This is a genomic window from Methylomonas sp. 2BW1-5-20, from assembly GCF_052474515.1.
In genome coordinates this window covers 1,641,475-1,663,193 of the sequence record NZ_CP184127.1, presented here as the reverse complement: position 1 = coordinate 1,663,193, position 21,719 = coordinate 1,641,475, and the positions used below count along the sequence as shown (strand labels likewise).

Sequence of the window (21,719 nt, the reverse complement as noted above, 5' to 3'; positions counted from 1 at the left end):
CTTAGCAAGTTTGGGAAAGAAGAGATGGGCGAAAGCTTTGCAGAGTTGTTTGAAGAGAGTTATGCCAAGACCGAAATGCGTCCTGGCGCAATGCTAATTGGTACAGTTGTTGATATCGAAAACGAATTTGTTATCGTCAGCACACAAGCCAAATCAGAAGGGGTCATTCCTAAATGGCAATTTCTGAATGCCGACGGCGACCTAGAGGTCAATGTAGGCGACGAAATTGAGGTTGCTCTCGATTTATTTGAAGATGGCCTGGGCGCCACTCTTCTTTCCCGTGATAAAGCCAAGAAAAGTAAAGCTTGGGCGGAACTGGAAAAAGCCTTTGAAACGCAAGAAACCATCGTTGGCCGTATCAACGGCAAAGTACGTGGTGGTTTCACCGTTGCAGTTGGTGCATTACGCGCTTTCTTGCCAGGCTCATTGGTTGACGTTCGTCCTATCCGCGATACTGCTTTCCTGGAAAATCGCGATCTGGAATTTAAAGTCATCAAAATCGACCAAAAACGCAACAACGTTGTATTGTCTCGCCGTGCCGTCGTCGAAAGCGAATACAGCGCAGAGCGCGAAGAATTGGTTAAAACGCTGCAAGACGGCGCGATCGTTACCGGTATCGTTAAAAATCTCACCGATTACGGTGCGTTTATCGATCTCGGCGGCGTCGACGGTTTGCTGCACATCACCGATATGGCGTGGCGCCGTGTACGTCACCCGTCCGAGTGTGTAGAAATCGGTCAGGAAGTTAAAGTTAAAGTCCTAAAATTCGATAAAGACAAAACTCGCGTCTCGTTGGGCATGAAACAAATGGATGAAGATCCATGGCAAAACATCGCCCGCCGTTACCCAGCCGGCACTCGCGTGTTCGGTAAAGTTAATAACCTGACCGACTATGGCTGCTTCGTGGAAATCGAAGAGGGCGTTGAAGGGTTGGTACACGTATCCGAAATGGACTGGACCAACAAAAACGTCAATCCATCCAAAGTTGTCCAATTGGGCGACGAAGTTGAAGTTATGGTTCTGGAAATCGACGAAGAACGTCGTCGTATTTCACTGGGCATGAAACAATGCCGTTCTAACCCTTGGGATGAATTTGCCGCTACGCATAACAAAGGCGACAAAATCTCCGGCAAAATCAAATCGATCACCGATTTCGGTATCTTCATCGGCCTGGACGGCGGTATTGACGGTTTGGTGCATATGTCCGACATTTCCTGGAACGAGAACGACGAAGAAGCCATTCGCAATTACAAAAAAGGCGATGAAGTTGAGACTGTGATTCTGGCTGTTGACTCCGAGCGTGAGCGTATCTCCCTGGGTATCAAGCAACTGGAACAAGATCCTTTCCAAAACTACATTGCTGTTCATGAAAAAGGCAGCTTAGTCAAAGGCGTGATCAAAGAAATCGATGCTAAAGGTGCGGTTGTGACCTTGGCCGATAACGTCGAAGGCTACTTGCGCGCTTCCGAAATTCAACGTGACCGCGTCGAAGATGCGCGTACCTTGTTGAAAGAAGGAGAAGAGATCGAAGCCAAGTTTGTCGGCGTCGACAAAAAGACTAAATCTATTTCTCTGTCTATCAAAGCGAAAGACGTCGAAGAAGAGTCAAATGCCATTAAAGATTACTCGTCACAAAATGCTGGCACAGCCACATTGGGCGACATCTTTAAACAAATGGACAAGTAGTAAAACCATCTCCAAGGGTGGCATGACTAGCTCATGTCACCCTTTTTTGATTATTCAGGGCTGGATGTGACGAAATCAGAATTGATAGAGATGCTGGCACGAAAGCAGCCTCATCTCGCGCTTAAAGATGTTGAATTAGCAGTTAGATGCGTTGTTGATCACTTGAGCGATACGCTGGCAAGTGGCGAGAGGATAGAAATTAGAGGTTTTGGTAGCTTTTCCTTGCATCATCGTTCCGCTCGACTGGGACGCAACCCCAAAACCGGTGATTCCGTATCTTTAACAGAAAAGCATGTGCCGCATTTTAAACCGGGAAAGGAGTTACGGGATATGGTTGATGCTTCCAGGGAGAAATTTAAAATTGTCGATTGATAGCATACTTACTCTTAATGCTAATAACCGGCAACGGCGCGATACTCGCGTTAAGTTAAGTTGATTTTTGAGTGGTGACTCAGTCACCACTTATCTTTCCCTCCTCCTTCAAATTAGAGCTAAGTCCGAAGGCTTAAATTTCTATCAGGCCAGTGGCAGTGAGCGCTTTCGATCATTTTTACAGCTACGATCCAGGTTATGGTTACAGTCTTGACGATTTGTTAAGTGTTCCCACACCGCAGGAAGTGCGCAATTTCAGTCAATTCTGGCGGGAAAAGTATCAAAAAACCTTACTAGCTTCTCCGCTGTTATCATTGAATTATCAATGTTTACGCGCCGGCTACCGGGTTTACGACATAAATTATCGATCCACGGACGGCTACGATATTGGCGGATGGCTGCTGGAACCGGATTCCCAAATTATTACGCAAGCCATTGTTGTTGGGCATGGTTACGGTGGCAGAGAGCAGCCGGATTACCATTTAAGAATACCCGGCGCGGCTTTGCTTTTTCCTTGTTTTCGCGGCATTTCCCGTAGCCGTTGCGATCGCTTGCCCGAACAACCTAACCAACATGTTGTACACGGCGTTGACGACCCTGAGAGTTACGTAATCGGCGGGTGTGTAGAGGATCTATGGCTGGCTGTATCCGCGCTAATAGATCATTACCCGGCAGTTACCGATAGTATCGGCTACATGGGCATCAGTTTCGGCGGCGGTATCGGTGCGTTGGCGGCTCCTTGGGATGCTAGAATAAAAAGGATTCATCTCAATGTGCCAACCTTTGGCAATCAACCCTTGCGCCTAAGCTTGCCGACTAGCGGTAGTGCGGCCGCGTTAAGAGCTTACAGCCAACACCATCATCACGTGTTTGACACATTAGCCTATTACGATGCAGCAGTTTGCGCGCGCTATGCCTTGCAACCGTTGCATGCAGCTGTCGCACCGTTTGATCCTGTCGTTGCGCCACCGGGACAGTTCGCAATCTATAATGCTTGGGCTGCGGAAAAAGTCCTCTTCGTGCTCGATGCCGGGCATTTCGATTACCCCAGACAGTTCGAGCAGGAACGGCAGCTTATTGATGCATTGCAGAGATTTTTCGGAGTAACATCACTTTAATTTATGAACCGCGAGTATCATCACTGGTATAGCCCGCGCTTGGGTAGAGACATGGAGTTTCTGGTTTTTGGTCATGCCGGCGCCAAAGTGTTGATTTTTCCAACGAGAGACGGCCGTTTTTACGAGTACGAAAACCTTGGCATTGTCGAGCGTTTGCGTAATAAAATCGAAGCCGGGCACATACAGTTGTTCTGCGTTGATAGTATCGACCACGAAACCTTCTATTGCTTTTGGCGGCGGCCGGAAGACCGCATTCAGCGGCACATGTTTTTCGAAGACTATGTGTTGAACGAAATTATGCCGTTCATGGCCTTGAAAAATCCGCATCCCTGCGTCATTGCCCACGGTTGCAGTTTAGGCGGTTATCATGCAGCCAATATCGCTTTCAGGCATCCGCATTTGTTTAAAAAATTGGTGGCGTTTTCCGGACGTTTCGACCTTACGCTGGAAGTCGAATGTTTCAAAAACTTGTTCGACGGCTATTACGACGATCATGTCTATTTTCATACGCCAAGCCATTTTTTACCGAACCTGAATTGCGAAACGCAACTAACGCATTTACGGCAAATGGAGATTACGCTGGTAATTGGTAAGGATGACCCTTTTTTGCAGAACAATCATGAATTGAGTCAAGTACTGATGCAGAAGGGTATTCGTCATGCGCTGTACGAATGGGAAGGACGTGCGCATCAAGGCCACTATTGGCGGCGTATGGCACCTCTGTATATTTGATAGACTGCTGATTTCCACTTAAGTGAATTATTTTGCGCATGACTAAACGTATTTTACTGGTCTTGTTGTTGACCATTCTGATTCTGGGCGGCTTGTTTGGCATGAAATTTTTTCAGATCAAACAAGCCATCAGCCAGGCGCAAGTACCGCCGCCTCCGCTGATCGCTGTTGCGGAAGTTAAAACGGAGCAATGGCCTGCTTCATTGACGGCGGTCGGCAGTTTACGCTCGGTGGCAGGCATTAATATCAGCAATGAAGTGGCCGGACAAATCAAGGCGATTCATTTCGAATCCGGGCAAGCAGTCAAGCAAGGTCAGTTGTTAATCGAATTGGATAACGCAACTGATCAAGCGGAATTGCGAGGTCTGCAAGCCGAGCAACGCCTGGCGCAAATTCGTTATCAACGCAGCGTTCAATTGATAGATAAAAAATTTATAGCTCAATCCGATTACGACCAAAACAAAGCCTTGCTTGAAGAAGCAAGCGCCGCCGTCAGTAGCAAACAAACTTTGATTGCCAAGAAACAGATAAAGGCACCTTTTGGCGGCGAACTAGGTATACGTCAGGTGGATATAGGCCAATACCTGCCGGTCGGCTCCGCTATTATTTTGTTGCAAAAGTTGGATCCGATCTTTCTGGATTTCAGTCTGCCGGAACGTTATTTGAATCAAATCAGCGTGGGTCAGTCAGTAACGGTCAACGTTCAGGCTTACCCCGATGACGCTTTTAGCGGTGAGATCATGGCGATTAGTCCGGCTGTGGAGCAACAAAGCCGCTCTTTGAAAGTACAAGCGCGCTTAAGAAATCAGGATAGACGGTTGCATCCCGGTATGTTCGCCCAAGTGCAAATCGTTTCCGGGCATCAGAACGCGGTATTAACCGTGCCGGATACGGCTGTAACCTACAATCCCTACGGCGAGTCCGTCTTTTTTTTGGTGAATGACGACAAAGGCTTTACCGTACAAAACCGGCAGGTGCAAACCGGGCAAAGCCGGGCGGGTAGGGTAGAGATTATTAGCGGGCTCAGTGCCGGCGATAAGGTTGTTAGTGCAGGGCAGGTCAAATTACGCAACGGCATGCCGGTTGCTGTAGATAAGCAAGCGGCGCCGGGCGAGCGCGGGGCCGTGCAGTGAAGTTTACCGATCTATTTATTCAACGGCCGGTGTTGGCCAGTGTAGTCAGTCTGTTGATACTGATTCTCGGATTGCGGGCGTTGACGGTACTGGAGCTGCGGCAATACCCGGAAACCGAAAACACCGTGGTGACGATTACCACCTCGTATCCTGGTGCGGGCAGCGAGCTGATCAAGGGGTTTATCACGACACCCTTGCAGCAAGCCATTGCCGAAGCTAACGGTATCGATTATCTATCCTCCAGCAGCCGCCAAGGCAGTTCGGTAATCGAGGCGCATATGCGCCTGAACTACGACCCGAACGCCGCCGTCGCGGAAATCCAGGCAAAGGTGGCCAGCCAGCGCAACGTCCTGCCGGCCGAAGCCGAGGATCCAGTCATCACCTCGCAGACCGGCGACGACACGGCTTTGATGTATATCGCGCTGTACAGCGATACCTTGCAAGCGGCGCAGCTCAGCGATTACATGCTGCGGGTGGTTCAGCCCAAGCTGCAAGCGGTGGCCGGCGTCGGCAAAGCCGCGATGTTGGGCAATAAGACTTTTGCGATGAGGATTTGGCTGGATCCGGAGCGGATGGCGGCATTGGAAGTCACCGCTGGCGAAGTCGATCAAGTCCTGCGCGCAAACAATTACCTGTCGGGGGTGGGAGGCACCAAGGGCAATTACGTCAAGCTCGATTTAGGTGCCACCACCGATGCGGTGAACCAACAGCAGTTTCAACAATTGGTTGTCAGCAATCGCGGCGGTACATTGGTGCGGCTGGCCGACATCGCCAATATCGAACTGGGTAGCGAAGATTACGATTCGGTAGACTGGTACAAAGGCAAAATGGCGATTTTCATGGGTATAGAGCAAGCACCCGGCGCTAATCCGCTCACTGTCGCCAAAGCCGTTAAACACCAATTGCAAGAAATAGAGCGGGATTTGCCCGATGCGATGCATATCTTGTTGCCGTATGACGCCAGCCAATTTATCGACGACTCCATCCATGAGGTATTCAGCACCCTGTTGGAAGCCGTGGCTATCGTTTTGGTGGTGATCTTTTTGTCCCTGGGCTCCTTGCGAGCCGCCTTAATCCCGGCGGTGACCGTACCTTTGTCTTTGGTGGGCGGCGCGTTTTTGATGTTGGCGATGGGATTTTCCCTGAATTTGTTGACCATGCTGGCCATGGTTTTGGCCATCGGATTGGTGGTCGACGATGCTATCGTCGTGGTGGAAAACATTCACCGGCATATCGAGGATGGCCACACCCGGATGCAGGCCGCCATTGAGGGCGCGCGCGAACTCAGTTTACCTGTCATCGCGATGACCACCACCTTGGTTGCGGTATACGCGCCGATCGGTTTCATGGGCGGGTTGGTGGGCACCTTGTTTACCGAGTTCGCTTTTTCGCTGGCCGGCGCGGTGTTGATTTCCGGTGTAGTCGCGCTGACCTTGTCGCCGATGATGAGTTCGCGCTTTCTGAAAGACGCCGGCCAGCCCGGACGTTTCGAATTGGCTGTCGAGCATTTTTTCGACGGCCTTGCCCGCTTCTATTTGCGTTTACTGCACAAGGTGCTGGAATTTCCGGCGGCAATTATGATGTTTGCATTGCTGGTTCTGGTCAGTATTTATTTCATGTTCACGTTGTCCAATAAGGAGTTGGCGCCCACCGAAGATCAAAGCTTTTTGTTTGCGATTTCCACCGCGCCGCAAACGGCAACTTTGAAATACAACGAGGTCTACGCGCGCGAGTTGATCAAACAGTTTGAGAGCGTTCCTGAGCACGAAGAAAGTTTTTTGATCATGGGTTTCGGCGGCGATGCCAATACCGTATTTAGCGGTTTCAAAATGCCGTCCACATTTCAGCGCCAGCGTTCATTGCCGCAGATTGTGCCGGAATTGCAAAGCAAAGTGGATAAAGTGGCCGGTTTTCAGAGCGCGGTGATTCCGCCGCCCAGTTTGCCCGGTTCCGGCGGCGGACTGCCGATGCAGTTTGTGATCACCAGCGATGCCGATTACGTCAAGCTCGATCAAGCCGCCGATCAATTATTGGATAAGGCTATGCAAAGCGGGCAATTTGCCTTTCTGATGAAAGACGTTTCCTTCAATCGGCCGAAATCGACACTGGTGATTGACCGTGATCGCGCAGCCGATCTTGGCATTACCATGCAGGATATAGGCAGTAACTTGGCCACTTTGTTGGGCGGGCAGTATGTCAACCGTTTTAGTTTGCAAGGCCGCAGTTATAAAGTGATTCCGCAGGTGGAGGACGCTTCCCGCCTGGATGTCGGTAAACTGGATTCTTACTATCTGCGTACCGCCTCCGGCGCGCAAATACCGTTGTCCTCGCTGGTAAAAATCGAAAAAACGGTAGAACCCGGCAAACGTAGCCAGTTTCAGCAGTTAAATAGTCTGACTGTCAGCGGCATGGTAATTCCAGGCGTTGGTTTGGGCGATGCAATGGCCGGATTGGAAAAAATTGCCCGTGACGTATTTCCGCGCGGTTTTGGTTGGGATTACACCGGCGAATCCCGGCAATATTTGCAGCAAGGCAATGTATTGATTCTCACCTTCTTCATGGCGCTGCTGATTATCTATTTGGTGTTGGCCGCGCAATTCGAAAGTTGGCGCGATCCTTTGATCATTTTAATTTCGGTGCCGCTATCCATTGCCAGCGCGATGGCGTTTCTGATGCTAGGTTTTGCGACTGTCAATATTTACACACAGGTGGGACTAATAACTCTGATCGGTTTGGTCGCTAAGAACGGCATTTTGATCGTCGAGTTTGCCAATCAGTTGCAAATTCGCGACCGGATGGATAAGCATTCAGCCATCGAACAGGCCGCCAGTATTCGCTTGCGGCCTATCTTGATGACGACTGTAGCGATGATCGTGGCAATGCTGCCTTTGTTGCTGGCCACAGGGCCCGGCGCCGCCAGCCGGTTTGCAATCGGCTTGGTGATCGCTACCGGTTTAGGCTTGGGCACCCTGTTTACTTTGTTTGTGGTGCCGGCTTTTTATTTGCTGTTGGCTGGCGACCATAATGTGGCGCAATCGGATTAAGTAATCGATTTGCCTGAGGTTTTCCCGGTTCTAAGTCAGGTAAAGCCGTTATTACTTGCCGTTGATTTTAGCGGACCGAATCCGTACAGCCTCGTCTTTGGCTACGGATGAGCCGCCATAAGTTTATCTGACGGTCGTGCAAAGATTTTATCCCCGATTAAGCGGGTTCGGCTCGATGATCCGAGCGCGCCAACAATTTTTCAAATTCCTCTGCGGGCATCGGTTTGGCGAATAGATAGCCTTGCCCGAAATCGCAGCCGATTTGCTTGAGAAAGTCGCACTGCGCCTGAGTTTCCACGCCTTCAGCGATGACTTTTATGCCAAGTTTATGCGCCATTACGATCATCGCTTCGCATAGCACCATGTCGCTGGATTCCGGGCTTAAATTGCGCACGAAAGATTGATCGATCTTGAGATAATCGATGTCGAATTTTTTCAAATACGACAGTGACGAGTAGCCGGTGCCGAAGTCGTCGAGCGCTACTTGCGTACCGTTATCTCTAAACTTAAGTAGTTGATTGCTGATATTTTCTCCGGCCTCCATGAGCAAGCCTTCGGTAATTTCTATGACGATGGCGTCGCCAGGCAAGCCGAGGCGGGCCAAATGCGCGAACCACGCTACGTGTTGCGAGCCGGCGCCTTTAAACTGAACCGGCGACTTGTTCACGCTGATTTGAAAGTTCGGATGATAAGTATCACGCCAATGCGCGGCTTGGTTGGCAGCTTGCAGATATACCCAATCGCCAATTTCGATGATTTGTCCCGTATCCTCGGCAATCGGGATAAATTCCGCCGGGCTTATCAAGCCGTGTTTGGGATGCAGCCAGCGTATAAGGGCTTCCGCCTTGCGGATATCGCCTGTGGCTAAATCCACTATGGCTTGGTAATGCACTTTTAACTGATTGTCCGCCAATGCCTGATGTAAATCGTTAGACAGTCGCACCCTGGCGTTAGCCCTATCTTGCAGCGCAGGGGTGTAATAGTGAAAACAATTTCGGCCTTGACGTTTTGCGGCGTACATTGCCTGATCGGCGTTGCGGAGCAGAGCGGGCAGATCGGCGGCATCTTGGGGATAAACGGTAATCCCGATGCTGGCGGAAATGTAAGCCAGTTCGTCGTTTAAACGATAGGGTGCCGCTAAACTGTCCAACAGTTTCCGCGCGATACGCTCAATGCAGTCTATTTCGTCAAGTTCGTTCAAAATTATCATAAACTCATCGCCGCCCAGACGCCCCACGGTATCTGTCTCACGCACGCAACTCAGCATGCGCCCGGCGGCGTCTATCAGCAAAAAATCGCCGATGTCGTGGCCGAGGGCGTCGTTAACTTCCTTAAACCGATCAAGGTCGATGAATAACAGCGCAATCGGCTTTCGTGTTCGTAGCGATTTTTTGATTTCCTCTTTCAGGCGGTCGCGCACCATTTGCCGGTTGGGTAAATCTGTTAATACGTCGTAGTTTGCCTGCCGCCAGATTAAATCGTCGTGTTGCTTCTTTTCAGTGATGTCGGAAAACATGCCAACCCGACGATGCAGTGAGCCGTTATCGTGGTAGATACTGTTGATAGATAACCACTGCACGTAGGTTTCGCCGTTTTTGTGTCTGCTCCATAACTCTCCCTGCCAATTGCCGGTTGTTTCCAGCGCTTGCCAGACCGCTTCGTAATTTGAGTTATTTTGCTTGTCGGAAATGAGGATTTTTGGGTTTTTGCCGATTGCCTCAGCGGCCGAGTAGCCGGTTATCGCCGTGAAAGCCGGGTTTATCGAAATTATATTGTTATCCGCATCAAGCACCATCATGCCTTCGTTGCTGGCTTGATAAACCAGCGCGGCGATTTTCATTTCTTCTTCGGCGTGCTTTCGCGCGCTGATGTCTTCGACGATGGACCAGATATATTGCTGGTTATCGGAGCCCTTCACCAGCATGCCGTTTAAGCATAGCGGCACCAGGCTGCCATCTTTTCGCAGATATTCTTTTTCATAGGGCCCGTAATGACCGGTGGAGCCGATTTCCTGTAATTGCGCGGCTTCTTCTGTTTGGTATTTTTTGGGAGTCAGCGCCCAATAATCTAAATTCCGCAGTTCTTCCGCCGAGTAGCCGCAGATGCGGCGAAAGGCATCGTTGAATTCGATGTAGCGGCCGTTCAAATCGTTGAGTGCAATCCCCAGCGGAGATAGCTCGAAAAGGCCGCGCAATTTTTCGGAATCGGATTGCAGTCTGCGCAGGGTGCGAATCAACAGCCATGAGCAGACGCTAGAGGTAACTAAAAAGATCGTGATTAGGGTCGCGGCAATCCTGACTTCCTCGTGCCAACTCCTTAAGTAATCGTTTTCGCTTAGACCGACATCGATGTAGAACGGATACCTGTCGAATTTTAAATAGGCGTGAATATGGGGGGAACCATCTGCGTTACGGTAGATGCCTTTGCCGGGGTCGGCTTGTAAGGCGTGTGCGAAGGATGCCGGCAAGATCCGGCTGCCGATGTTTTCATCAGCCAGCTGCTCTGTCGGGTATCCGCCAATCAAAGCAAAATCCTGGTCCAGTAGACTAATGGTCGTGCTGGGGCTGGCCTCGAGAGGCGAGAGAACATGCTCGAGATGCCGAAGACGAATTTCGGCAAACACTGCGCCGGCAAAACTTTGTTCCGGATGCCGTATCTTTCTGGCAAAAACGATAAGCCATTGTTTGCTGGTTTTTTCAAAGACCGGTTTGGCAATGAAAAGCCCGGTTTGCGTGGCGTCCCGTAGGCTCCGATAAAACTCCGGGCCGGCGTAATTTGTCTCGGGTAACAACGAAAAATCCGATGCACAACTTAAATCACCATGTTCATCTATGAACCCGAGCTTATCGACATCGGGTAGGCGCTGTTTTTCGGTGTTAAGCAATCCGGCGATGAGCTTAAGGTCTGTTGCATTTAAAACTATTTGCCGTTCGATCTGTTCGGCCGCGATTTGCAAAACCATATCGGTTCGGTCTATTAAACCGCTGAGCGAATACTCCAGAATTTGCGCTAAATTCCGTGCGTCGGCAGCGGTGAGTTGCGCCGAATGTTGTCTGCTTTGATAGAGTGAGAATGCCGAGAAGGAAACGATGGCTAAATTCAGCAGGAATAAGGCGAGCAATAGTAGTTTGATAAGACCGCTGGGGGTAGACGTACCGAGAGAGGGTTTAGCATCCCGCATTTCAATCGACTCTGAGTCCAATTCCAATTACCTCAACTTGGCCGGGACGGATTGGCGCCCCGGCGCGTTCTTGCCAAACAATATAACCTTAATAATATCCGGTTTTTAAGCTTTCAACGGGTAATGTGCCGAGATCTCTGCATTCCTTGTGCCGGAAGCAGTATCAAGCGGCAATGGAGCCGATGAATTTGCAAGATTTTGGCGTTGTTTCAAGCGAAAAACGAGAAGACGATCAGGACTCGTCAACCGCCAAGGCCAGATTGGCCAAAAGCTGTAACGCGTCCCGGTATTGGATTTCGGAATCGGCTCTAACCGTGGCATGCGCAACTTTACGGCCTTTGCGCGGGGTTTTGTCGTATAAATGAAGATGCGCGTTGGGAATGCTTAACAGTTTCGCGTCGTCGGCCAGACCGCCGATAAAATTCACCATGCCGGCATAACCGCGCGGCTTGGTGGAGCCTAGCGGTAAGCCTAGGATCGCGCGCAAGTGATTTTCGAATTGGCTGGTTTCGGAGCCTTCTATCGTCCAATGTCCCGAGTTATGCACGCGCGGCGCAAATTCATTAGCCAATAGTTCGCCGTTAAGATCAAACAATTCCAGCGCTATCACGCCGACATAATCCAGTTTTTCCAGCAGTAAGCTAACGTAGTTCTCGGCAATGGTCTGTTCGGGATCATTAGTGCTGCATTCGGCGATACGGAGAATGCCGCCGCGATGTTGATTTTCCGATAAAGGGTAGTATGCAATTTCGCCGGACGGACTGCGGGCGGCGATAATCGATACTTCGCGCTGAAACGGCACGAAACCTTCGACAATAGAGGCTGCGCCTTGCATGCTTTGCCAGGCTGATTCGAGTTCGTCGGCCGATCTTATAACCACTTGACCTTTGCCGTCGTATCCCATGCGCCGGCTTTTCAAAATAGCCGGGTAGCCGATTTCGGGCATTGCTTGTTCCAAATCCGCCAAGCTATCGATCGCAGCGAACGGTGCGGTGCGTATGCCTAAATCTTTGAAGAAATTCTTTTCCAGCAGGCGGTCCTGCGCGACGGCCAACGCGCCGGCCGGAGGGTAAACTTGGGTGTGGCTGGACAGAAATTCGGCGACATGCGCGGGCACGTTTTCGAATTCGTAAGTCACGATGTCGGCTTTTTCGGCCAGTTCCGCCAGCAAATCCGGATCGTCGTAACCACCCAGTAGATGCTCGCTTAACCCCCCAGCGCCGGCATTGGGATCGGGATCGAGGACGATAAATTTCAATCCCAATGGATAACCGGCTAAGGCAATCATTCTGGCGAGCTGGCCGCCACCCAAAATACCAATTTTCATCCTGCCACCTGTCTTGGGTCGGGAGTGGCGATCACGCTGTCGGTTTGTTGTTGACGATAAGCATCGAGAGCCGGGCGATATTGCGGATGTTTGTTACTGATAATCGCAGCGGCCAGCAGTGCGGCATTGATGGCGCCGGCTTTACCGATGGCCAGAGTGCCGACCGGAATGCCGGCCGGCATTTGCACGATGGATAATAAAGAATCCATACCGTTTAACGCCTTGGATTGCACCGGCACACCCAATACCGGCAGTGCGGTTTTCGCGGCTGTCATGCCCGGCAAATGCGCGGCACCGCCGGCGCCGGCTATAATCACTTCCAAACCTTTGCCTTCCGCGGTTTCCGCATACTTAAACAACTTGTCGGGGGTGCGATGAGCGGAAACCACTTCCACTTCATGCGGAATATCAAGATGTTCTAGGGTTTGCGCTGCATGTTGCATGGTTTCCCAGTCGGATGTGGAACCCATGATGATGCCTATCAATGCGGTCATGCAAAATCTCCGGTATCTGCAATAAATCGAAACGGCCCGATTATCGCATAAATGGGGAGATTTTCTCTGTCGGCGAATTGCGAACAAAGCCGGGCTTAATGATAAGATAGCGCCCCTCGTAATGTGTCAACCTAAGGATGGATGAATGGACAACTCGCAACACGCTTCGCTGCTAGCCAGTGAATTATCGTGTTTTCGCGATGAGCGCTTGTTGTTTTCCAATCTGAGTTTCGCGTTGCAAGCCGGGGAAGTGCTGTTGCTGGAAGGTGCAAACGGCAGCGGCAAGACGTCGTTGTTGCGCATTCTGTGCGGATTTCGAGAAGCCGATGCCGGCGAAATTTACTGGTGCGGCAGCAAAATCGCCGACAGCAGTTATTACACCGACATGGCTTATGTCGGTCATGCCGACGGCACAAAAAAGGAATTGACCGTGTTGGAAAATCTGAAGTTTGCGTTGGCCTTGGGCGGCGTCGGCAAGTACGGTATTGAACAAGCATTGGACAAAGTGCAGCTGGCCGGATTCGACGATAACCCCGTGCATACCTTGTCGGCAGGCCAAAAGCGGCGCCTATCGCTGGCACGCTTATTGATTACGCATAACCTGCTGTGGATACTCGACGAACCTTTCACCTCGCTGGATAGGCAAGGCATCAAATTGATAGAATCGCTGATGGCCGAACATATTGCGCAAGGCGGTATGGCGGTTTTGACCTCCCATCACGATTTAAGCATGGCCGATCTCAATCTGAAACGTATTCATCTGCAAGCATGCCAATAATTCGGGCTTTTTGGGCAATCATCCGCCGCGATTTATTGCTGGCGTTTCGGCGCCGGGCGGAAATGGCTAACCCGCTGTTTTTTTTCGTGCTGGTAGTGACTTTGTTTCCATTGGCAGTGGGCGCGCAACCCAATTTATTGCGGGCGATGGCGCCGGGTGTGATTTGGGTTTCCGCGCTATTGGCGGCTTTGTTATCCTTGGATGGCTTGTTTCGTAGCGATTTCGAAGACGGTTCGCTGGAGCAAATGCTGCTTAGTCCGCATGCCTTATCGATATTGGTGTTGGGCAAAATCATTGCCCATTGGCTGGTGACCGGTTTACCGTTGTTGCTGGTTGCGCCGTTGCTGGCGGTGTTTTTGGGTTTGCCGGAGCAGGCCATGGGAACTTTATGGCTGACATTGATCTTAGCTACTCCGCTGCTGAGCTTGATTGGTGCCATCGGCGTGGCGTTGACGGTCGGTTTGCGCCGGGGCGGCATGTTGTTGTCCTTATTGGTATTGCCTTTGTATGTGCCGGTATTGATCTTTGCCAGCGGTGCCGTCGATAGGGCCGCCAGCGGCTTGCCGGTTGGCGCCCAACTGTATATTTTATTGGCTATGTTGTTGTCGGCATTGGTGTTGGTGCCGCTGCCGACAGCGGCCGCGTTAAAAATGAGTGTTAATTGATGTCTTGGATACCCGCGCCGGTTAGCCGGTTTTTTCATCGTACTTCCTCGCCGCCGCATTTTTACGCGCTGGCGGATCGTTTTATTCCCTGGTTGACGGTCATTTTTCTGATTTTGTTAGTTTCCGGCCTTTATCTGGGCCTGTATCAGGCGCCGACCGATTATCAGCAGGGTGACAGTTACCGGATTATTTATATTCATGTGCCGGCGGCGTGGATGTCGTTGTTCATTTATGTGCTGATGGCGGTGATGGGCGGTATAGCCTTAGTCTGGCGCATGAAACTGGCCGAGGTGATGCTGATCAGTAGCGCGCCGATCGGCGCCGGTTTCACCTTTGTGGCCTTGGTAACCGGTTCCTTGTGGGGTAAGCCGATGTGGGGCACCTGGTGGGTGTGGGATGCGCGTTTGACCTTCGAATTGATTCTGTTGTTTCAGTATTTGGGCGTCATCAGCTTGTACGGCGCAATAGAAGACAAGCGCTCGGCGGCGCGGGCGGTATCGATATTGGCATTGGTAGGCGTAGTCAACGTCCCCATCATCCATTATTCGGTGGAATGGTGGAACACGCTGCATCAAGGCCCGACCGTTAGCAAGATGGATAAACCGTCGATACACGTCAGCATGTTGATACCGCTGTTATTGATGGCGGTGGCCTTCAAATTTTATTATCTGATCGCGGTGTTGCAGGCTGCCAAACTGGAATTATTGAAACGTGAGACCAGTTCGCAATGGGTCAAAGCGCTGCTGGAGAAGCAAGCATGAGCTGGGAAAGTTTTTTATACATGGGTGGATACGCCATTTACGTCTGGCCGGCTTACGGCGTGACCGCACTGGTATTGGTCGGCAATATTGTTTGGCCGGTACTGCAACGGAAGCAGTTGTTACGACAACTCACTATTAAACAAAAACGCACGCAAGCTCGATGAAACCGATAAGAAAACAACGTTTGATATTGATCGTTTTAATGTTGGGGGTGCTGGGCTTGGCCGCGACCTTTGCCCTAAAAGCGTTTAACGAAAACCTGATGTATTTTTTCTCCACCAGCGATGTGGCGGCCGGCAAGGCGCCAGCCAATTCTCAGTTTCGCTTGGGAGGCATGGTGGTCAAAGGCAGCGTGGAACGGCCCAACGCCGATTTGTTGGTGCGCTTTAAACTCAGCGATTTCGAAAAGGAAGTGACAGTGGAATATTCGGGGATCTTGCCGGATTTATTCAGGGAAGGGCAGGGTATTGTTGCCAAGGGTGCGCTGGATGGTCGCGGCGTGTTCGTTGCCGAGGAAGTGCTGGCCAAACACGACGAAAATTATATGCCGCCCGAAGTAGCCGGTAGCCTGAAAAAACCGGCGGCGCAACCATGATCCCGGAAATAGGCCACTTCGCATTAATTCTGGCTTTGTGCATGGCAATAGTACAAGGCATTTTACCTATCTTCGGCGCAGCCAAATCGATCACCGGTTGGGTGCATGTGGCCAGACCCGCTGCGTTCGGACAATTGCTGTTCATGGGCGTGGCTTACGGCTGTTTGACCGCCAGCTTCATCAGCCACGACTTCTCGGTGGCCTACGTCGCGCAAAACTCCAATACCGCATTGCCGCTGATCTACCTGATTTCCGGCGTCTGGGGTGCTCACGAAGGTTCCTTATTGTTGTGGGCGCTGACGTTGTCGATCTGGACCGCGCTGGTGGCGGCATTTAGCACCCATATTCCCGATGCCACCCGGGCCAGAGTTTTGGGGGTGATGGGCTTGGTCAGCATCGGCTTTATCCTGTTTTTATTGCTGACCTCTAATCCTTTCGAGCGTTTGTTTCCGTTCCCGGCCGAAGGCCGCGACTTGAACCCGTTGCTGCAAGACCCGGGCTTGGCAATTCATCCGCCGATGCTGTACATGGGCTATGTCGGCTTCTCCGTTGCATTTGCGTTTTCTATTGCCGCCTTGCTGGAGGGCCGACTAGATGCGGCCTGGGCGCGCTGGTCGCGGCCCTGGACCAATATCGCCTGGATGTTTTTAACCCTCGGTATCACTCTGGGCAGTTGGTGGGCGTATTACGAACTGGGTTGGGGTGGCTGGTGGTTTTGGGACCCGGTGGAGAACGCATCGTTCATGCCTTGGCTGGTCGGTACTGCTTTAATTCACTCTCTTGCAGCCACGGAAAAACGCGGCGTGTTCAAAACCTGGACCGTGCTACTGGCGATTTTCGCTTTTTCCTTAAGTTTGCTCGGCACCTTCCTGGTCCGCTCCGGCGTACTGACTTCGGTACATGCCTTCGCCAGCGACCCTGCGCGCGGTTTGTTTATCCTAATTTTCCTGGCTGTCGTTGTCGGCGGTTCGCTGCTGTTGTACGCGATTCGCGCGCCGCAGGTGAAAAGCCATGCCCGTTTCGAGTTGGTATCGCGGGAATCGGTGTTGCTGGTGAACAATGTGTTGTTGGTAGTCACCGCAGCCAGCATCTTGTTGGGTACGCTATATCCTCTGGTGGTCGATGCCTTGGGCTTGGGTAAATTGTCGGTGGGCCCGCCGTATTTCAATGCGGTGTTTATCCCGTTGATGGCGCCGCTTGCCTTGGTGGTTGGCCTGGGTGTATTGATGCGCTGGAAGAGCGATGATCTAAAGGCTTTAGGCTTGCGCGTACGTTGGCTGATTGCCGCTTGCGTCGCTCTGGCGCTGTTGACGCCCTTACTGATGCCGTTTTACTCATGGGGCGCGGCCTTGGGTACCGGTCTGGCTTTATGGACCTTAGCCATAACCGGCTTGGCGTTCAAACAACGCCTACAAAGCTGGTCCTGGCAGCGCCTGCAACAAATCCCCGCCGGTTTTTACGGCATGACTTTGGCGCATTTCGGTATCGCGGTGTTTGTGATCGGCATTACTTATACCTCGGTCTATAGCATCGAACGCGACGTGCGTTTGGCGCCCGAAGAAACTTTGGATTTGTTCGGTTATGTGTTCCAGTTCCATGGCGTGAAAAGTACCGAGGGACCGAATTATCGTGCCGAGCAAGCCTATCTGACTGTCAGCCACGACGGCGCCATCGTTGCCGAACTGTCTCCGCAAAAGCGCGTTTATCGGGTACAAACCATGCCGATGACCGAAGCGGCTATCGACGCTGGCGTATTCCGCGATCTGTTCGTGGCCTTGGGCGAACCTTTGGATAAACAAGGCGCCTGGAGTTTGCGGGTTTACTACAAAGCCTTTATCCGCTGGATCTGGATGGGCGGGGTGTTCATGGCTCTGGGTGGCCTGATTGCCGCCAGCGACCGCCGCTATCGTTTGCTTAACAAACCCCTTTCGCAAAGTTAATGAAATATTTGTTGCCGCTTCTGTTGTTCATCGCCTTATCGGTTTTTTTGGCGATCGGTTTAAAACTCAATCCACGGGAAATTCCGTCGCCGCTGATCGATAAACCCGCACCGGCCTTTAACCTGCCGATTCTAGCCACGCCGGAGCAACGCCTGAGCCAGGCCGATTTTAAAGGCAAAGTCTGGTTGTTGAATGTCTGGGCGTCCTGGTGCGTATCTTGCCGCGAAGAACATCCTTTATTGATCGAACTGGCCAAGCAAAACAAGGTGTTGCTGGTAGGCTTGAACTACAAGGACGAAGCGCCGGCCGCCAACGCATGGCTAGGCAAACACGGTAACCCTTATAACGTCAGCGTGATGGACGCTGACGGCCGCGTTGGTATCGATTACGGCGTTTACGGCGTGCCGGAAACCTTCGTGATCGATAAACGCGGCGTAGTGCGATACAAACATACCGGACCGGTCCAACCCGGCGAACTGGAAAGCATTTTCCTGCCGCTGATTGAAAAACTCGAGGCCGAAAGCGCATGAAAACTCTCTACGCCTTGATCTTGTCTTTGTTTACGTATCAAGCCCAAGCCGAGATCGAATACCGCGATTTCAAACAGCCCGAGCAGGAACAGGCTTATCAAACCCTGATTTCCGAGCTGCGCTGCCTAGTCTGCCAAAATCAAACTATTGCCGATTCCAACGCCGATTTGGCCAAGGATTTGCGCCGGCAAGTTTACGAAATGCTGCAACAAGGTAAATCCCGCCAGGATATCGTCGATTTTATGACCGACCGTTACGGCGATTTCGTGATGTACAAGCCGGCTTTGAAACTGAAAACCATGCTGCTCTGGCTGGGGCCGGTGCTGTTCCTAGTTGTCGGCTTAGCAACAGTTTGGGTATTGCGCAGCAAAACCGGCAGCAGCGACGAACAGCTAACAAAAGAGCAACAGGCCAAACTAAACAGTATTTTGGAAAAAGGTGACGACGCGTGAATCTTGAGTTTTGGCTAGTCATAGCCGGTTTAATCGTACTCGCGTTGTTGGTGCTATTGCCGCCCTTGTTCAAAAAAACTCCGTTACGCTATGCCGATGGCGAACAACGCAATACCGCAATCGCCCGTCAACAACTGGCCGAGCTTAAACTGCAATTGCAAAACGGCGCGTTGTCGCAAGAGCAATACGATGCGCAGTATCGCGAATTACAACTGACGCTGCTAGACGATCTGGAAGCCGACTCGCCGGCGATGCCCAGTGCTAAAACCGGCCGCTGGATAGTGCCTGTTGTGGCAATCAGCCTACCGTTGTTCAGTCTGTTTTTGTATGGCTTGCTCGGTGAGCCGCAAGCCTTGGTCAAAGCCGAATTGGCGGCTAACAATCAAAAAGTGGCCGACAACGTTAAAAGCATGGTCAACAAGCTGATAGAGCGTCTAAAACAGCATCCGGAGGATCTGGAAGGCTGGATGATGTTGGGACGTGCTTATGTCTACGCGCAGCAATATCAGGACGCGGCTAATGTGTTTGCCGAGCTGAACCGGCGTAAGCCTAACGATCCGGCGGTAATGTTGCATTATGCCGACGCCTTGTCGATGGCTCGTAACGGTCAAATGAGCGGGGAGCCGGCCGAGTTGGTTGAGCAGGCGCTAAAACAGCTGCCGGAAGACCACACCGCTTTATGGCTGGCCGGTATGGCTAAAGCCGAAGCCGGTGATTTCGCGCAAGCAATAGTGCACTGGAAGAAATTGTCCGGTCTATTGCCAGCCGATGACGAAAACCAGCAGCAATTGCAAAAAATGATACAAATGGCCGAGGCGGAGCAGCAAAAGCCGCAAGCTGCACCATCTGCTGCGGCGGCTATCGATATTACTGTCAAAGTGGAGTTGGATGCGGCGCTCAAGACCAAAGTCGAGCCGCAACACACCGTCTTTATCTACGCGCAGGCAGTGAATGGCCCAAAAATGCCGCTGGCCATCATCCGTAAACAGGTAGCCGATTTGCCGGCCAGCGTGGTGCTGAACGATAGTGTGGCGATGCAACCGCAAACCCATCTGGCCGATTTCAAGCAACTGCGCATCGTCGCCCGCATTTCCAAAACCGGTAATGCGATGTCGCAACCCGGCGATTTGCTGGGTACGGCACAATTGGATGCGGTGTCGGGTAATCCCAGCGTCAGTATTACCATCAATCAAGAAGTGCAGTAATGGATCAATCAATCAAATTCGACCTGGACTTGATTAAACGCTACGACAAGTCCGGTCCGCGCTATACCTCGTATCCCACCGCACTGGAATTGCACGAAGGCTTCGGCGAGGCCGAGTATTTACAGCACATTCAAAAATCCAATGCCGCCGGCGGGCCGCTGTCGTTGTATTTTCACATCCCGTTTTGCGACACGGTGTGCTTTTATTGCGCCTGCAACAAGATCGTCACCAAGAACCGTGCGCATGCGGTGCCGTATCTGGAAAACCTGTGCCAGGAAATCGAGATGCAGGGCAAGCTGTTCGATAACAGCCGCTCGGTTAATCAATTGCATTGGGGTGGCGGCACGCCGACGTTTTTAAGCTACGAGCAAATGAAGCGGTTGATGGACACCACCCGTCAGCATTTCAATCTGCGCGACGACGACAGTGGCGAATACTCCATCGAAGTCGATCCGCGCGAAACCAACGATTTGACCATCGCTCAATTGCGCGAACTGGGTTTTAACCGTATCAGTTTAGGTTTGCAGGATTTCGATCCGGACGTGCAAAAAGCCGTGAATCGCCTGCAAAGCAAGGAACAAACCTTCGCGGTTTTGGAAGCCGCCCGCAAGGAAGGCTTCCGCTCGACTAATATCGATCTGATCTACGGCTTGCCTTTGCAAACCGAACAAACCTTTGCGACCACGTTGGATCAGGTGCTGGCTTACGCGCCCGACCGTTTTTCGATCTTTAACTATGCGCATATGCCCAGCCGTTTCAAAACCCAGCGGCAGATCAACGACAATGATTTACCGACAGCGGCAGTGAAGCTGGAAATACTGCAAATGGTCGGCAAGAAACTGACCGATACTGGTTATGTGTACATCGGTATGGATCATTTCGCCAAACCGGACGACGAACTGGCGGTGGCGCAACGCGAAGGCAAGTTGTACCGAAATTTCCAGGGCTATTCCACCCATTCCGATTGTGACTTGGTCGGCTTGGGTGTGACTTCCATCGGCCGGGTAGGCGATGCCTACATGCAAAATTACAAGGAACTAGACGAATACGACGCGGCGATTTCACAAGGCAAGTTGCCGGTGTTTCGCGGCGTGGACTTGGATGAAGACGATAAACTGCGCCGTGCGGTAATTACCCAGTTGATTTGCCATTTCGAACTGAGCTTCGGCAAAATCGAAGCCGAATTTAATATCGATTTTTCCAAATATTTCGCGGCCGAATTGGAAAGTTTGCGTCTGATGAAGGAAGACGGCTTGCTGGAACTGACAGCCGATGGCATTAGAGTGTCTTCCGCCGGGCGCTTGCTGATCCGCAATATCTGCATGGTGTTTGATAAATATCTGGCGCAGAAACAGCAGCAATTTTCCAAGGTGATCTGAGCCTAAACGCAAGAGTAGTTTACTGCTCGAGCATCGCGTTAAGGCTGAACCACCGGCTCCGAGTCGGGTAAGGCTATCCAGGTTTGCACTTGAAGCCAATCGCTTCGTCCGCCAAGGATTTTTGCTTGCGGGCAAGCTGGGGTAGGCCGGTGATCGAAGCGGATTACCTGTTTTGAATAGTATCTCGGGTGTCGCGCAAGCTCTTGTAGGTTTGGGCTTGAACCGATTTGGCTTTCTCGAATAGCTTTTTAGCTTGCACAAAAGCCTATCCAGGCTTGCGATTAAAGCTATTTGCCATCCGCGAGAAGCATTTTTGCTTGCGGGTTG

General features: G+C 51.5%; 19 protein-coding genes. 16 read left to right on the top strand and 3 right to left on the bottom strand.

Annotated features, from left to right (window positions below; genetic code table 11):
* Nucleotides 1-24: 24 nt before the first annotated feature.
* The 6 genes from rpsA to ACH50O_RS07610 all read left to right on the top strand — a co-directional run bounded on the left by rpsA (nt 25) and on the right by ACH50O_RS07610 (nt 8,085).
* Nucleotides 25-1,686, top strand: coding sequence for a 30S ribosomal protein S1 (rpsA, locus tag ACH50O_RS07635; protein WP_033158077.1), 1,662 nt, complete (start codon nt 25-27; stop codon nt 1,684-1,686).
* A 66-nt stretch (nt 1,687-1,752) separates the two neighbouring features.
* Nucleotides 1,753-2,058 (top strand): integration host factor subunit beta, encoded by a 306-nt coding sequence (locus tag ACH50O_RS07630; protein WP_446812124.1) that lies wholly within the window; start codon nt 1,753-1,755, stop codon nt 2,056-2,058.
* A 158-nt stretch (nt 2,059-2,216) separates the two neighbouring features.
* The gene (locus ACH50O_RS07625) at nt 2,217-3,176 is read left to right on the top strand and encodes an acetylxylan esterase (protein WP_446811423.1); all 960 of its coding nucleotides are present in this window, start codon (nt 2,217-2,219) and stop codon (nt 3,174-3,176) included.
* Between the two features lie 3 nt (nt 3,177-3,179).
* The gene (locus ACH50O_RS07620; RefSeq protein WP_446811422.1) at nt 3,180-3,908 is read left to right on the top strand and encodes an esterase family protein; all 729 of its coding nucleotides are present in this window, start codon (nt 3,180-3,182) and stop codon (nt 3,906-3,908) included.
* 38 nt (nt 3,909-3,946) lie between these two features.
* Nucleotides 3,947-5,041 (top strand): efflux RND transporter periplasmic adaptor subunit, encoded by a 1,095-nt coding sequence (locus tag ACH50O_RS07615; RefSeq protein ID WP_446811421.1) that lies wholly within the window; start codon nt 3,947-3,949, stop codon nt 5,039-5,041.
* Nucleotides 5,038-8,085, top strand: a complete 3,048-nt coding sequence (locus tag ACH50O_RS07610; protein WP_446811420.1) for an efflux RND transporter permease subunit — start codon at nt 5,038-5,040, stop codon at nt 8,083-8,085. The genes ACH50O_RS07615 and ACH50O_RS07610 overlap by 4 nt, the downstream gene beginning before the upstream one ends.
* 157 nt (nt 8,086-8,242) lie before the next feature.
* On the opposite strand, the gene ACH50O_RS07605 is transcribed toward ACH50O_RS07610, so the two are convergent.
* The 3 genes from ACH50O_RS07605 to purE all read right to left on the bottom strand — a co-directional run bounded on the left by ACH50O_RS07605 (nt 8,243) and on the right by purE (nt 13,087).
* A complete protein-coding gene (locus tag ACH50O_RS07605) occupies nt 8,243-11,266 on the bottom strand; it encodes a bifunctional diguanylate cyclase/phosphodiesterase (RefSeq protein ID WP_446811419.1) in 3,024 nt (1,007 codons plus the stop codon).
* A 232-nt stretch (nt 11,267-11,498) separates the two neighbouring features.
* The gene (locus ACH50O_RS07600) at nt 11,499-12,593 is read right to left on the bottom strand and encodes a 5-(carboxyamino)imidazole ribonucleotide synthase (RefSeq protein WP_446811418.1); all 1,095 of its coding nucleotides are present in this window, start codon (nt 12,591-12,593) and stop codon (nt 11,499-11,501) included.
* Nucleotides 12,590-13,087, bottom strand: a complete 498-nt coding sequence (gene purE, locus ACH50O_RS07595; RefSeq protein ID WP_020481450.1) for a 5-(carboxyamino)imidazole ribonucleotide mutase — start codon at nt 13,085-13,087, stop codon at nt 12,590-12,592. Before purE ends, ACH50O_RS07600 begins: the two co-directional genes overlap by 4 nt.
* A 145-nt stretch (nt 13,088-13,232) precedes the next feature.
* Here purE and ccmA point away from each other — a divergent pair, with 145 nt between their 5' ends.
* The 10 genes from ccmA to hemN are packed head-to-tail and all read left to right on the top strand — an operon-like array spanning nt 13,233 to nt 21,392.
* On the top strand, nt 13,233-13,865 hold the full coding sequence (gene ccmA / locus ACH50O_RS07590; RefSeq protein WP_446811417.1) for a cytochrome c biogenesis heme-transporting ATPase CcmA: 633 nt from the start codon (nt 13,233-13,235) through the stop codon (nt 13,863-13,865).
* Entirely contained in the window at nt 13,856-14,530 is a 675-nt protein-coding gene (gene ccmB / locus ACH50O_RS07585) for a heme exporter protein CcmB (protein WP_446811416.1), read from the top strand. Before ccmA ends, ccmB begins: the two co-directional genes overlap by 10 nt.
* The gene (locus ACH50O_RS07580; RefSeq protein ID WP_446811415.1) at nt 14,530-15,291 is read left to right on the top strand and encodes a heme ABC transporter permease; all 762 of its coding nucleotides are present in this window, start codon (nt 14,530-14,532) and stop codon (nt 15,289-15,291) included. Before ccmB ends, ACH50O_RS07580 begins: the two co-directional genes overlap by 1 nt.
* On the top strand, nt 15,288-15,455 hold the full coding sequence (ccmD, locus tag ACH50O_RS07575) for a heme exporter protein CcmD (RefSeq protein WP_446811414.1): 168 nt from the start codon (nt 15,288-15,290) through the stop codon (nt 15,453-15,455). The genes ACH50O_RS07580 and ccmD overlap by 4 nt, the downstream gene beginning before the upstream one ends.
* Nucleotides 15,452-15,886 (top strand): cytochrome c maturation protein CcmE, encoded by a 435-nt coding sequence (ccmE, locus tag ACH50O_RS07570; RefSeq protein WP_446811413.1) that lies wholly within the window; start codon nt 15,452-15,454, stop codon nt 15,884-15,886. Before ccmD ends, ccmE begins: the two co-directional genes overlap by 4 nt.
* The gene (locus ACH50O_RS07565) at nt 15,883-17,826 is read left to right on the top strand and encodes a heme lyase CcmF/NrfE family subunit (protein ID WP_446811412.1); all 1,944 of its coding nucleotides are present in this window, start codon (nt 15,883-15,885) and stop codon (nt 17,824-17,826) included. The genes ccmE and ACH50O_RS07565 overlap by 4 nt, the downstream gene beginning before the upstream one ends.
* The gene (locus ACH50O_RS07560) at nt 17,826-18,356 is read left to right on the top strand and encodes a DsbE family thiol:disulfide interchange protein (protein ID WP_446811411.1); all 531 of its coding nucleotides are present in this window, start codon (nt 17,826-17,828) and stop codon (nt 18,354-18,356) included. The genes ACH50O_RS07565 and ACH50O_RS07560 overlap by 1 nt, the downstream gene beginning before the upstream one ends.
* Entirely contained in the window at nt 18,353-18,808 is a 456-nt protein-coding gene (locus tag ACH50O_RS07555; protein WP_446811410.1) for a cytochrome c-type biogenesis protein, read from the top strand. The genes ACH50O_RS07560 and ACH50O_RS07555 overlap by 4 nt, the downstream gene beginning before the upstream one ends.
* The gene (ccmI, locus tag ACH50O_RS07550) at nt 18,805-20,013 is read left to right on the top strand and encodes a c-type cytochrome biogenesis protein CcmI (RefSeq protein ID WP_446811409.1); all 1,209 of its coding nucleotides are present in this window, start codon (nt 18,805-18,807) and stop codon (nt 20,011-20,013) included. The genes ACH50O_RS07555 and ccmI overlap by 4 nt, the downstream gene beginning before the upstream one ends.
* Nucleotides 20,013-21,392 (top strand): oxygen-independent coproporphyrinogen III oxidase, encoded by a 1,380-nt coding sequence (hemN, locus tag ACH50O_RS07545; RefSeq protein WP_446811408.1) that lies wholly within the window; start codon nt 20,013-20,015, stop codon nt 21,390-21,392. The genes ccmI and hemN overlap by 1 nt, the downstream gene beginning before the upstream one ends.
* Nucleotides 21,393-21,719 lie beyond the last annotated feature (327 nt).